Raw genomic sequence first — 13,653 nt, forward strand, 5'->3', positions numbered from 1 at the left:
GTCCTCCCAGATGCCTCGGCGCGTAGACCCGCCGGTGAGGTGCTACAAATACTGGGGAAGCGACGGAAGGGACCGGCAATGTCAGCGACGAAGCTCGTGATCGTGGAGTCTCCTGCGAAGGCAGCCACCATCGAGGGATACCTGGGTCCCGACTACCACGTGACGGCCTCCATCGGCCACATCCGTGACCTCCCGCAGCCCTCCGAGCTGCCCAAGGACATGAAGAAGGGGCCCTTCGGCCGCTTCGCCGTCAACGTGGATGACGGTTTCGCGCCCTACTACGTGGTGAACCCGGACAAGAAGAAAAAGGTCACCGAACTCAAGAAGCTCCTCAAGGAGTGCGACGAACTCTATCTGGCAACTGATGAGGACCGCGAGGGTGAGGCCATCGCGTGGCACCTCCTGCAGGTCTTGAAGCCGAAGGTTCCCGTGCGTCGCATGGTGTTCCACGAAATCACGAAGGAAGCGATCCAGCGCGCCCTGGAGAACACGCGCGACCTGGACACCGACCTCGTGGACGCGCAGGAGACCCGCCGCATCCTCGACCGCCTCTACGGCTACGAGGTCTCGCCCCTCCTGTGGCGCAAGATCCGCCCGTCCCTGTCGGCTGGGCGTGTGCAGTCGGTGGCCACGCGCCTCGTGGTCGCCAGGGAACGTGAGCGCATGGCGCACGTGAGCGCCCAGTACTGGTCGATCGACACGGCTTTCACGTCGGCGGGCCAGGCCTTCGGCGCGCGCGTCTCCTCCGTGGACGGCCACTCGATCGCGACCGGCTCCGACTTCAGTGAGAAGGGCGAGCTGAGCGCGAAGGCGGCCAAGGCCGGCGTCCTCCACCTGGACGAGGCCACCGCGCGGGCCTATGCGCAGGCGCTGTCGGACGCCCCGGCCTCGGTCATCGACTCGGTGACCCGCAAGCCCTACCGTCGCCGTCCGGCCGCCCCCTTCACGACGTCGACCCTCCAGCAGGAGGCCTCGCGCAAGCTGCACTGGAACGCGTCCTCGACGATGCGCACCGCCCAGTCCCTCTACGAGTCCGGTTACATCACCTACATGCGTACCGACTCCACGGCGCTGTCCAGCCAGGCGATCCACGCCGCCCGCGAGCAGGCCACCCAGCTCTACGGGGCCGAGGCCGTGGCCGAGTCCCCGCGCCTGTACGGCACCACCTCGAAGGGCGCCCAGGAGGCGCACGAGGCGATCCGTCCCGCGGGCGACCACTTCCGCACGCCGGGCGAGGTGGCCGGTTCCCTGTCGAAGCAGCAGCTGGCGCTGTATGACCTGATTTGGAAGCGCACGGTTGCCTCGCAGATGGCCGACGCTCTCGGCTACACGGCGACGATCCGCGTGCTCACCGGCATCGAGGTCGACGGTAAGCGCCACGACGTGCTGTCCTCGGCCTCGGGCACGGTCATCACCTCCCCGGGCTTCCGCCTGGCCTACCAGGAGGGCCGTGACCAGGGGCGTTACGACGCGGAAAAGAACGACGCGGAGAAGACCCTGCCCGACGTCGCTGAGGGCGATCCCGCGACGCTGACTGAGGCCACCCCCGACGGCCACGAGACCCAGCCCCCGGGCCGCTACACGGAGGCCACGCTGGTCAAGACCATGGAGGAACTCGGCATCGGGCGTCCCTCCACCTACGCGGCTACCATCCAGACGATCGGGGACCGCGGGTACGTGACGCACCGCGGCCAGTACCTGGTGCCCACGTGGCTGGCGTTCTCCGTAACGCGCCTGCTCGAGGAGAACCTGGCGAACCTGGTCGACTACGACTTCACGGCCTCGATGGAGGGCGACCTGGACCGTATCGCCGCGGGCGAGGAGAATGGCACGGAGTTCCTGACCGGCTTCTTCTTCGGCCCCGACGGCACGGGCGAGAACGGCGGTCTGCGCCACGACGTCGCCTCCCTGGGTGACGACATCGACGCGCGCGCCGTCAACTCGATCGACCTGGGTCGCGGCGTGACGCTGCGCGTGGGTCGCTACGGCCCCTACATGGAAAAGGCCGACGGGACGCGCGCGAACGTGCCGCCGGAGGTCGCCCCCGACGAGCTGACGGACGAGCTGGTGGACCAGCTCTTCTCCCGCGCCGCCGACGACGGCCGCGAGCTGGGCGTCGACCCGGAGACCGGTCACACGATCATCGTTAAAGACGGCCGCTACGGCCCCTACGTCACCGAGGTCCTGCCCGAGGCAGCCGATGGCGGCGAGGAGGGCGCGAAGAAGACGAAGAAGGCGGCCGCCAAGCCTCGCACCGCCTCGCTGTTCAAGACCATGGACATCGCCACCGTCACCCTCGAGGACGCCCTGTCACTGCTGTCCCTGCCGCGCGAGGTGGGCACGGACCCGGCCTCGGGCGAGGTCATCACCGCGCAGAACGGCCGCTACGGCCCCTACCTGAAGAAGGGCACGGATTCGCGCACGCTGGCCTCCGAGGACCAGCTGCTGAGCATCACCCTGGACGAGGCCCTGGCCATCTACGCGCAGCCCAAGACCCGCGGCCGCGGCACGGCCCGCCCGCCGCTGCGCGAGTTCGGCGAGGACCCGATCTCGGGCAAGAAGGTTACCGTCAAGGACGGCCGCTTCGGCCCCTACGTGACGGACGGCGAGACCAACGTGACGGTGCCTCGCGCCGAGACGGTGGAGGACCTGACGGCCGAGCGTGCCTACGAGCTCCTCGCCGATAAGCGCGCCAAGGGCCCCGCCCCCAAGCGCACGCGCAAGACGGCCGCGAAGAAGACGACGGCCAAGAAGACGACGGCGAAGAAGACCACCGCGAAGAAGACGGCCACCAAGAAGGCCGCGACGAAGAAGGACAGCTGATGGCAGCGCGAGGAGTGTTCATCACCTTCGAAGGTGGCGACGGCTCGGGGAAGTCCACGCAGATCCAGTCGGTGCGCGACTGGTTCGAGAGCCGTGGCCGCGAGGTCATCGTCACCCGCGAGCCGGGCGGCACCGAGCTGGGCACGGAGATCCGTCGCCTCGTGCAAAACGGCCCCGAGGACGTCGATGCGCGCACGGAGGCCCTCCTGTACGCGGCCGACCGCGCCTACCACGTCGCCACGGTCATTGCTCCCGCCCTCGAGCGCGGCGCGGTCGTGCTGGGGGACCGCTACATCGACTCCTCCCTGGCCTACCAGGGTGCGGCCCGCTCCCTCGGCGTGGACGAAATCGCCTCCCTGTCCGCGTGGGCGACCCGCGGCCTCTACCCCTCGCTGACGTTCCTCCTGGACCTGCCCCCGGAGGTCGGCGCGCGCCGCCGCACCGACGCCCCGGACCGCATGGAGCGCGAGTCCATGGATTTCCACGAGCGCGTGCGTCACGAGTACCTGCGCCTCGCGGACGCCGAGCCCGACCGCATCGTCGTCATCGACGCGGTGGGCACGGTCGACGAGGTTTTCTCCGAGATTCGCGGCGTCCTCGTCGAGCGCTTCGAGGGCGGCTCCGTCACCATCGACGAGGCCCACGACGCTCCCGTGCCCGCGCCGGATGCCTCGGCCTCGTCCTCTGAGGCCCCCGAGGCCCCCGAGAAACCGCGCGAGAAGAGCGCGAACAAGGGCTCGTCCCGTAAACCCGCCACCATGGTGGGAGCCCTGGGCGAATCCCAGGGCGCGCTCTGGGATGAATGATGAGCGTCTGGTCCTCGCTCGTCGGACAGGAAGCGGCGGTCGCTAAACTCAGCGAGGCCGCGGCGTCCGCCCGCGCGATCGTCGCCTCCCGTGGCGGCTCTCGCGCCTCCGACGACGCGCGCTCCATGAGCCACGCCTGGCTCATCACCGGCCCTCCCGGGTCGGGGCGCTCCGTCGCCGCCCGCGCCTTCGCGGCAGCCCTGCAGTGCACGGGCGAGGCCGTGGGGTGCGGCCAGTGCGCCGGATGCCGCACGACGATGGGCCGCACGAACGCCGACGTCGTCTTCGCGGCCACTGAGACCTCGATCATCAACGTGGAGACCGCGCGTTCCCTCGTGCTGCAGGCGCAGTCCTCGCCCTCCCAGGGGCTGTGGCGAGTCATCGTCGTCGAGGACGCGGACCGCCTCGGCGAGTCAGGTGCGAACGCCCTGCTCAAGGCCATCGAGGAGCCGCCCGAGCACACCGTATGGCTGCTGTGCGCCCCCAGCCCCGAGGACATGATCGCGACGATCCGCTCGCGTTGCCGCCACCTCGGCCTGCGTATCCCCACCGCCAGCGCGGTCGCCGACCTGCTCGTGCGCGAGGGCGTCGCCACCCCAGATGTCGCGCTGGAGGCTGCGCGCGCCGCCCAGTCGCACATCGGCCTGGCGCGCGCGCTCGCCCGCGACCCCCAGATGCGCGAACGCCGCCGAGCCATCATCACCGCCCCCGCCTCCGTGCGCAGCGTCGGCGAGGCCGTCATGGCCGCCGACCGCCTCCTCGAGACCGCGAAAGCCCAGGCCGACGCGCAGGTTAGTGAACGAAACGCCCGCGAAAAGGCGGAGCTGCTGCGTCAGCTCGGCATGGACGAGGGCGAGAGCGCCACCAAGGCCTCGCGCACGATGATCCGCCAGCTCGAGGAAGACCAGAAGCGCCGCTCCAAGCGCGCCCTCACCGACGCGATCGACCGCGCCCTCATCGACCTGCTCGCGATCTACCGCGACGTCCTCATGGTCCAGGTGGGCGGGGACGGCGAGCTTATCAACACGGACCTGTCCGATCTGGTGCACGAGATTGCGCAGGATTCCACGCCTCGCCAGACCCTCGCGCGCGTCGACCACATCGAGACCGCGCGCAAGCGCCTCGTGTCGAATGGAAACCCCCTGCTGGTCCTGGAGGACATGGCGATTTCGTTGCGCCCCCAGGCGTGAAAACTGACCCAGCGTTTCTCCGTTACAATCGGGGCCATGAAGACTCGCTCCATCGCGGCCGGCGCCGTCGCTATCCTCGCTGTCGTCGCGATTGTCCTGACCATCATCGGCTATTACGGAACCCAGCGTAAAGGGCCGGTGCCCCAGGCGACGGCTACCTCCTCGGCCGCTCCCATCCCGGTCCAGTCGGGCTCCACCCAGTCCTACTACGAGCAGGCGATCGATTGGGGCGTGTGCGCGGAGGGGACCTTCGACTCCTTCCAGGGCATCAACTCTTCCAACGCGAGCGAGTACCAGTGCGCGTTCCTCAAGGCACCCCTCGACTGGTCGAACCCTGACGGCGACCAGATCACGCTCGCGCTGGCCATCCACCGCTCCGGCGTGGAGAACGCGCCCGCGCTCTTCATCAACCCGGGTGGCCCCGGTGGCGCCGTCGTCTCCTCGCTGCCCTACTACGCGGCGCAGGGAATCGGTGAAGCTGTCGTCAAGGCCTACGACATCGTGGCCCTCGACCCGCGCGGCGTGGGCGACTCGACCCCCGTCTTCTGCATGACCGACCTGGAGAAGGACGAACGTAACGACGGCGACGATGAGGACACCGCCGACGAATCCCCCCAGTCTGCGGTCGCCGAAGTGCAGGAGGACTCACGAGTGTTCGCGGCGGGATGCCGCGAACACTCGGGCAGCCTGTTTGAGCACATCGACACCGTCAGCGCCGCCCGCGACTTCGACATGGTGCGCGCCGTCCTCGGGCAGGAAACCCTGAACCTGCTCGGCTACTCCTACGGCACCTTCCTCGGTGCCACCTACGCCGGGCTCTTCCCTGAGCGCGTCGGCCGCTTCGTGCTCGACGGCGCCCTCGACCCGACCCTCAGCGTCAACGAGGTCTCGGCCCTCCAGATGCGCGGCCTCGACGCCTCGCTCCAGCACTGGATCTCCGACTGCGCGACCCAGGCCTCGTGCCCGATGGGCCGCAGCCTCGACGAGGGAATCCAGACCGTGCGCTCCTTCCTCGACTCGCTCGAGGACAGCCCGATGCGCACGAACGACCCGGCGCGCCCGCTCACCGAAAATCTAGCCGTGACCGCGCTGACCGGCGCCATGTATAACACCCAGTGGTGGCCGCAGCTCACGCAGGCCTTCGGAATGGCGTGGCAGAAGGGCGACGGTAGCGGTCTGCTCGCCATCGCTGACACTCTCAACTCGCGTAACCCCGACGGCACCTACCAGGACAATTCCTTCGACGCGATCAACGCGATCAACAACCTCGACTATTCGCCCGAAGGAAACATCGATGAGTGGGCCGCACAGGTAGCGACCCTGAAGAGTGAACTTCCGATCCTCGGCAAGTACGTCGGCTACCCGTCGGCAGCCCTCGAAGCCTGGCCGACCAAGCACGCCAAGCGTTCTCGCATCACCGCTCAGGGCGCAGCCCCCATTGTCGTCATCGGCACCACCCACGACCCGGCGACGCCTTACTCCATGGCGCAGGGCCTGTCCGGGCAGCTCGCCAGCGGCGTCCTCGTCTCCGTCGAGGGCTGGAACCACACCGCGTACCGTCGCGGTGCCAGCCCGTGCGTCGTACGCGCCGTCGAGGACTACTTCGTGAAGGGAACCGTCCCCGCCGACGGCCTCATGTGCGAGTAGGGACGTGACTCACGACATCCCCTTGGTGGGTGTCCTGGTTTGCGTTCGGCGCGATTCGTCCAGTAGAGTTGTGCCGTTGCCTGCACGCCCCGGAGACGGTGGAACGGCAGGCGCGGCCGCCTTAGCTCAGTCGGCAGAGCGATTCACTCGTAATGAATAGGTCGTGGGTTCGATTCCCACAGGCGGCTCAGATACGCCCACCCGGTACCGGGTGGGCGTTTTTGTATGCGTGTGTGGTGCTGCGGTGTTGCTTGTGACGCCGCTGGTGTTCCGGGTGCCGTCGGGCCGGGCCGCTTGGTGCGCCCGTGGGCGGCGGCCCGCCCGCGAGCCGTCCGCGCCGCGAGCTTCGCTCGGCGCGTCGTCTCGAAGCCCGGCCAGGCCCCGCCACCGCCCACGGGCGCCGCAGCCTGGCCCACCGGCGCCCTCCACACCGGCGGGGCCGGGTCGCTGATGTGTGGCTCTGCGCGTCGTCTCGAAGCCCGGTTTTGGTTGCCAAACAGCAATTCCGCACGTAATTCCCGTTTCACTGTTTCAAACTTTGAATTCGTATCGTTGGAATTGCAACGTTTTCGTGAGGTCTTAAACAATGACCGAGATAAATTACGTGCGAAATTTATCCGGTGCTTGTCTCACCGTTGTGCGTGGAGCTCCGCAGCTGGGTCTACCAATCCCTCCGCACGGGAAGCAATGGGGGGTTTTGCAGCATTAGAAGCTGGCTGGCGGCGTATCTCCGGCGTGTCGCAGCTCTAATGATGCAATTCCCCCCGATTGGTGGCGGTGATCTCGCAGTTTGCAGTGGTGTCGTGGCCAAACTGCAGACCCATTGGGTGAAAAGACTCCAAAAACGGCTGTTTTTGCTGAATGGGTCTGCGATTTGGCGGAATCGATCGCTGTCGTGGTGTGTTGTTCGCGCGTTAGCCCTTGAACATGCACGTTACCCTGTTGACTCGCACGTAAACCCCCAGATATGCGCGTGGGCGCAGCCATCCACGCTCCACGAGGTGGGTTAACGTGCGCGTTAGTGGGCCCAGGTGGCCACCTGCTGGGTTAGGGCCGCAACCTATCGGGTTAACGTGCGCGTGAGAGGGTTTGATGAAGCTCCGGTTATATATCGGTGCGTCACGCCGTCGTGCCCCTGCAGGTGCCTGGGCCCAAATGCCGGCACCCAACCGCATGAGGCAACCGTGGCCTCGGGCAAGATTGGTTAGGCGAACCTGGCCTGAAAAATGAAAGCGTCAATGACCTTAAAACGCTGAAATCCGAGGATTATTCCCTCGCGACTACGAGATAGTGAAACATTTGACTAAAGGGCTGTTAGCACTAGAAATCCTGGGACCAAAGGGCCAAGATGGATGTGTCTGAAGGGCACAGCCCCACAAGGGCGAGCCCCGTACCGAATACACATGCATAGGAGAAACAACATGACCGTTGAGTCCACCGGCTTCAAGGCTTCCGACGTTCTCGCAGGCAACCTGCAGAAGGTCCTCACCGACGTGACCGCTCTGTCCCTCGTGGGCAAGCAGCTGCACTGGAACATCACCGGCGAGGGCTTCCGCTCGCTGCACCTCTACCTCGACGCGGTCGTGGACATCGCCCGCGAGGCCTCCGACGAGATCGCCGAGCGCATGCGCGCCCTCCAGGTCGTCCCCAACGGCCTGCCCGAGGTCGTCGCCCAGCGCAACACCCTGCCGACCGTCCCCGAGACGATCATCAAGACCACTGACGCCGAGGAGCTCGCCGTCGCCGCCATCAACGCGACCGTGGGCACCATGCGCGACGTGCACGAGAAGGTCGACGCCGAGGATTCCGCCTCCGCCGACATCCTCAACGACTACATCCGTCGCTTCGAGCAGCAGGCGTGGTTCATCCGTTCGCAGAACGGCCAGGCCTGAGCCGCACACCTCCGCCGGGAGGAAGTGAGCCAAGCGGGCTCGCTTGAATAACGTTGGGGTGCCCCGCCTGTCGCAGGCGGGGCACCCTTGTATGTGAGCACGAGGGGCGTGCGTCGTATTGGGGAGTGAAGGCTGGCGCAAGGCTTCGGCACCGCCCCAAGCGAATAAGCTGGGGCGGTGTGAGCAACGCGCTCAGGTCCCGGGAGGTGACACAGCGTCAGCGACACGGGGAAGCGTGAACATTAGGCTGGTGGCGTGACGAACTCCCAGGACACAGCAGCCACCACTTCGACGCCGAACCGCGCGCAGAGCAGCGAGGCGCAGCCCGCCCTCGTCCTCGTCAACCTGGGGACGCCGACCGCCCCCGAGCCCGGCCCGGTGCGCGCCTTCCTGCGCGAGTTCCTCTCGGACCGTCGCGTCATCGAGATGAGCCCGCTCCTGTGGAAGCCCATCCTGGAGGGCATCATCCTACGAGTCCGACCGCGCGAGGTCGCCGGCAAGTACCGCAGCATCTGGACGGACCAGGGCTCGCCGCTCATGCACTACACCCGCGAGCAGGCCCGCCTCCTTCGCGAGCGCCTGCCGGGCGTGCGCGTCGAGGTTGCGATGCGCTACGGACAGCCCTCGATTGGCTCGGTCCTGGACCGCCTGCATGCGCAGGGCGTGCGCCGCGTGGCGATCCTGCCCGCCTACCCGCAGTACGCGGCCTCGACGGTGACGACGATCAACGACGCGGTTGCCCAGTGGATTGGCCGCAACCGCGACGGATTCGAGCTGCGCCTGCACCGATCCTTCCCCGCGGCCCCCGCATACATCGAGGCGCTCGCGACCGCCCTCGAGCGCCATTGGGAGCGCGTAGGCCGCCCGAACTTCCTGACGGGGGACCGCGTCGTCGTGTCCTTCCACTCGATCCCGGTCGCCATGGACGAGGCCGGGGACCCCTACCGCGCCGAATGCCGTCACACGGTCGCAGCCCTCGAGTCGCGTCTGGGCCTGGCGATGGGGTCCCTGACGGCAACCTTCCAGTCCGTGTTCGGGCGCGCCGAGTGGCTGGGCCCGCAGACGATCGAGGAGATGGCCGAGCTGGGTGCCGCGAAGTGCCCGCGCGTGGACGTCATCTGCCCGGGCTTCATGGCGGATTGCCTGGAGACGCTCGAGGAGATCGACCAGCTCAACCGCGAGACCTTCGTCGAGGCCGGGGGAGGGGACTTCCACTACGTGCCGTGGGGCAATGACTCCGAGGGTGCGGTCGCGTCCCTGGAGGAGCAGGCGCGCATCGCGCTGGCCGGCTGGGTGTAGGCGCGCGCTGTCACAATTGACCGCCGAACGAAACCCTCCGGCGGATGCGGCCCCGGCCTCGTAGCGTGGAGGCATGAGCACGCCTGACTGTACGACCTTCTCCACGCTGGCCATCCACGCCGGGTTCGACCCGGACCCCATCACGGGTGACGTGGTACCCCCGATTCACGTCGCATCGACGTTCGTGCAGGATCGGCCCGGCGAGCTGCGAGAAGGCTACGAGTATGGGCGCTGCGGCAACCCGACGACCAACGCGTTCGCGGGCGCGCTCGCGGCCCTGGAGGGGGCGACGCACGGCTTCGCGTTCCCGTCGGGCATGAGCGCCGAGGACACGGTGATCCGCCTGCTGGCGCGCCCCGGCGACCACGTCGTGCACTCGACAGACGTGTACGGGGGCACCCACAAGCTCCTGAGCGTCATCAAGCCCGCCGAGGGCATTACTTCCGAGGCCGTGGACCTCACCGACCTGGCCGAGGCCGAGCGCGTGATCCGAAGCCAGCGTCCGCAGATCGTGTGGGTGGAGACGCCCTCGAACCCGTTCCTGCTGGTCACGGACATTGCCGCGATTGCGGCCCTCACGCACGAGGTGGGCGGCTTGCTGATCGTGGACAACACCTTCGCGACGCCGGTCCTGCAGCGCCCCCTCGAGCTGGGCGCGGACGTCGTCGTGCACTCGACGACCAAGTACGTGGGCGGCCACTCTGACGTGGTCGGCGGCGCCTTCATCCTGCGCGATGGTCTGGAGCTGCCCGCGCACGTCGAGCCCTTCTTCGGTGAGCGTGACGCGGCCGCCGAGGCCGTGAAGCTGCAGATGGCCCTCGGGCACGTGCCCTCCCCGCGCGACACGTACCTGGCCCACCGCGGCCTCAAGACGCTGGCGCTGCGCGTGGAGCGCCACTGCGCGAACGCGCAGAGGGTTGCCGAGTTCCTGGAGTCCCACCCCAAGGTGAGCGCGGTCCACTATCCGGGGCTGGCCTCGGACCCTGGCTACGAGCTGGCGCGCAGGCAGAACCCGGCCGGCGTGGGAGGAGTGCTCTCCTTCCAGGTTGCCACCGAGGAGGCGGCGATCGAGCTGACGACGCGCACGCGGCTCTTCGCTCTGGCCGCGTCCCTGGGAGCGCCCGAGTCTCTCATCGAGCACCCGGCGATCATGACGCACTCGACGCGCGTCGGCGGCGTGGGCGGCGTGCCCGGCACGCTCCTGCGCCTCGCGGTCGGCCTCGAGGACGCGCAGGATCTGATTGCGGACTTGGATCAGGCGCTCGCGCAGATCTGACGCCTCTCTGGCGTCTCTGGTGTCGCTCCGACGCCTCAGTTCCCCACAAATCTCGCACGTAATTTAATGTGGTCAGTTTTTAGCTGAGCTGAGAAACGTTGCAATTCCGGGCATGTTATTTCAAAAGTCGAAGCACCGGTCGACGAATTACGTGCGACATTGAGGGGACGAGGCCGGGGTGGCCCGGGTGCCGAACGAGTGCCCACGCGGATAGCTAACAAACATCCGGATAGGTAACAAACATCCGGATAGGTAACAAACATCCGGATAGGTAACAAACATCCGGATAGCTTAATAACCTATCCGGATGCGCTTAACCTATCCGGATGCGAACAACCTATCCGGATGTGCACAGCGACTGTCAGAGGCGGCTATGGTTGGCGGCCCAGTGAAGCCCGGCGGGTCAGCCAGGTCGCGGCCGCCGTGGCGCCGCCGACGGCGAGGGCCGCGGGCACGAGGATCGTGGGGCCCTGGGCCGTGAACTCGATGACCAGGATGAGGCCCGTGAAGGGAGCGTTCATGGACGCGCCCAGGAAAGCTGCGGCGCCGAGGAAGGCGAACGCCGCCACTTCCGACCCCGGCCACGCGGTCGCCCACGGCAGCCCGATGACGGCCCCCAGTCCAGCGCCGAGAGCGACGGCGGGGGTCAGGACGCCACCCCAGCCTCCCGCGCGGATTGTTAGGAGCGTCGTCGCGGTCTTCGCCAGGAGAACCAGCAGAGCGAACGCGAGCCCCATACCGGTAGCCCACGTCGCATCGAATTGCGTCTGGGCGCTGGCCTGCCCGTTGCCCACGACGGAGGGCACCCACACGGCCGTGATGCCGACGAGCAGAGAGGCGAGGGGGAGTGCCACGAGTACGCGCCAGTCGCGCGGACGGTCGGCGCTGATCCGTGCTACGGCCTTCTTGAACGCCCACCCGGCCGCCCCGAGCAGTGGGCCGACGATCGCGGCGAACACGGTGAGGGACAGGGACGGCGTGAGGGTGGGGACCGTGTAGAAGGCCTCCGGCCTCGTGAATCCCGTGGAAACGAGGACCGCAAGGCCCGAGGTGAGGAACGCGGGCGCAACGGCGCGCCCCGAGCGCGAGACGAGGAGGATCTCGAGCGTGTAGATCGCGCCCGACAGGGGGATCGAGTAGACCGCGGCCAGGCCCGCGCCCGCCGCGCAGGCGACGATGATGCGCCGGTCCTCGGTGCTGAGCCGCAGTCGATCGGCCACCGCGGCGCTGAGCGCAGCGGACATCTCACGGGGCGCGACCTCGCGTCCGACGGATGCTCCCAGGCTCACGATGACGATCTGAGTGAGGGCATGCCAGGAAGTACGCAGGGGAGGCATGGGTGTGCCGTCGACCGCGGCCGACACGGAGGTGATGGTCTTGTTGCGGCGGAACAGCAGGAACCAGGACAGGGCGCCGATCAATCCGCCGAGGGTGAGGATGAGAATGCGTCGGGTGGGGGAGGCGGCGCTCGCGGCCTCGAGTAGCGTGCCCGTGTGCATGTTCCAGGCGAGGGCCTGGAGCCAGTGAAGGATGTGCTTGCATGCGAGGCCAACGAGGCCAGCAACCACCCCTGTGAGGAGTGTTGCGACCGCGAGCCGGCGCGTGCTCACGGACATGGCGTGTCGGAGTCGAGGCGCTCACTCACGCGCGAGAACAGGCCGGTGAGCATGTCGATCTCCTCGGGCGTGATGTCGTCGAGGAACAGGCGGCGGATGACGTCGCGCTGGACCAGGGCGGCCTCGTCGAAGAGGGTCTTGCCGGCTGGCGTTAGGGAGACGAGGCCTCCGCGGCCGTCGCCCTCGCACGGGCGGCGCTCGATAAGGCCTCGGGATTCGAGGCGCTTCATCGTGTGGGTGAGGCGTGAGCGTGAGAAGACGACCTCATGGGCGAGGCGAGAGGGGCGGATGCCTTCCTCGCCGGCGCGGTCGGTCATGAGGAGCACGGAGTATTCGGGCATCGACAGGCTCGCCTGACACTTGAGGGCGGCTTCGATGCGTTCGGTGAGGCGAGCCGTCGTGGTGAAGTAGAGCTCCCAGGCCGCCGCTCGGGGGTGGTGTGCTCTGCTCACGGTTTCTCCTCGTTCGGTGCTGCTTCTTGGTGAGGCCGAACAGGCCTCGGGCTGCCTACGAGTATAACTTTCAATTACTCAGATCAATAAATCGGTGCAGTGTACGTCACGTTCGATTTGAAATTTGCGTTGACAATTCCGCTCAATTGTGAGTTACCCTAATTGTAGTGAATGAGGCACTTTATTAATTCCGACTCTCATTTCCCTGAAAGGAACGACATCGTGAAGAAGACGAAGAAGATTGTGGAAGTCGTCGATGATTTCGACGGCACCCCCGCCGACCAGACCGTCCGTTTTGCATTCAACGGCGCGTCCTATGAAATTGACCTGAACCGCGCTCATTTCGAGGAATTTGCCGAAGCAATTCAGCCGTACATCAAGGCTGGCCGTAAGACGGGTTCGACCCGTCGCCGCGGCAATGCGGGCAACCCCACTCAGCGCCTCGAGAACGCGAAGATTCGCGCGTGGGCGAAGGAAAATGGGCACAATGTGTCCGAGCGTGGACGTATTCCCGCTGAGGTTGTTGAGGAATACCGCAAGGCTCAGGCCTGACATTAGTGGCTCTTCATAATTGAGGGTGTGGGGGTGGTATGCGGGGTTGGGCGTGTCGTGGCCGGGTAGAGGTCGAGGTCTTCCGATGATGGGGGTTGCG

At 67.1% G+C, this 13,653-nt stretch carries 10 protein-coding genes and 1 tRNA gene; 9 read left to right on the forward strand and 2 right to left on the reverse strand.

From position 1 onward, the window contains the following. The first annotated feature begins 78 nt into the window (after positions 1-78). The 8 genes from topA (at position 79) to CYJ22_RS09605 (ending at position 10,933) form a co-directional block, all read left to right on the forward strand. On the forward strand, positions 79-2,823 hold the full coding sequence (gene topA, locus CYJ22_RS09570; RefSeq protein WP_101602445.1) for a type I DNA topoisomerase: 2,745 nt from the start codon (positions 79-81) through the stop codon (positions 2,821-2,823). After that, positions 2,823-3,629 (forward strand): dTMP kinase, encoded by an 807-nt coding sequence (gene tmk, locus CYJ22_RS09575; protein WP_101602446.1) that lies wholly within the window; start codon positions 2,823-2,825, stop codon positions 3,627-3,629. The genes topA and tmk overlap by 1 nt, the downstream gene beginning before the upstream one ends. Beyond that, the gene (locus CYJ22_RS09580) at positions 3,626-4,819 is read left to right on the forward strand and encodes a DNA polymerase III subunit delta' (RefSeq protein ID WP_101602447.1); all 1,194 of its coding nucleotides are present in this window, start codon (positions 3,626-3,628) and stop codon (positions 4,817-4,819) included. The genes tmk and CYJ22_RS09580 overlap by 4 nt, the downstream gene beginning before the upstream one ends. A 36-nt stretch (positions 4,820-4,855) precedes the next feature. Continuing rightward, positions 4,856-6,466, forward strand: coding sequence for an alpha/beta hydrolase (locus tag CYJ22_RS09585; protein ID WP_101602448.1), 1,611 nt, complete (start codon positions 4,856-4,858; stop codon positions 6,464-6,466). A gap of 115 nt (positions 6,467-6,581) precedes the next feature. Then, positions 6,582-6,654: transfer RNA gene (locus CYJ22_RS09590), tRNA-Thr, on the forward strand. 1,233 nt (positions 6,655-7,887) lie between these two features. After that, a complete protein-coding gene (locus CYJ22_RS09595) occupies positions 7,888-8,358 on the forward strand; it encodes a Dps family protein (RefSeq protein ID WP_007590173.1) in 471 nt (156 codons plus the stop codon). Positions 8,359-8,613: 255 nt separating this feature from the next. Further along, positions 8,614-9,657, forward strand: coding sequence for a ferrochelatase (gene hemH / locus CYJ22_RS09600; RefSeq protein WP_007590174.1), 1,044 nt, complete (start codon positions 8,614-8,616; stop codon positions 9,655-9,657). A 73-nt stretch (positions 9,658-9,730) separates the two neighbouring features. Further along, positions 9,731-10,933 (forward strand): PLP-dependent transferase, encoded by a 1,203-nt coding sequence (locus CYJ22_RS09605; protein WP_101602449.1) that lies wholly within the window; start codon positions 9,731-9,733, stop codon positions 10,931-10,933. 371 nt (positions 10,934-11,304) lie between these two features. On the opposite strand, the gene CYJ22_RS09610 is transcribed toward CYJ22_RS09605, so the two are convergent. Together CYJ22_RS09610 and CYJ22_RS09615 are read right to left on the reverse strand one after the other, a co-directional pair. Next, entirely contained in the window at positions 11,305-12,549 is a 1,245-nt protein-coding gene (locus CYJ22_RS09610) for a chloride channel protein (RefSeq protein ID WP_034497172.1), read from the reverse strand. After that, on the reverse strand, positions 12,540-13,001 hold the full coding sequence (locus tag CYJ22_RS09615; RefSeq protein ID WP_007590161.1) for a MarR family winged helix-turn-helix transcriptional regulator: 462 nt from the start codon (positions 12,999-13,001) through the stop codon (positions 12,540-12,542). Before CYJ22_RS09615 ends, CYJ22_RS09610 begins: the two co-directional genes overlap by 10 nt. A gap of 222 nt (positions 13,002-13,223) precedes the next feature. Here CYJ22_RS09615 and CYJ22_RS09620 point away from each other — a divergent pair, with 222 nt between their 5' ends. Next, a complete protein-coding gene (locus CYJ22_RS09620; protein ID WP_007590158.1) occupies positions 13,224-13,553 on the forward strand; it encodes a histone-like nucleoid-structuring protein Lsr2 in 330 nt (109 codons plus the stop codon). Positions 13,554-13,653: the final 100 nt, after the last annotated feature.

This window comes from Schaalia odontolytica (genome assembly GCF_002847525.1).
GTDB classification, from domain to species: Bacteria; Actinomycetota; Actinomycetes; order Actinomycetales; family Actinomycetaceae; genus Pauljensenia; species Pauljensenia odontolytica_B.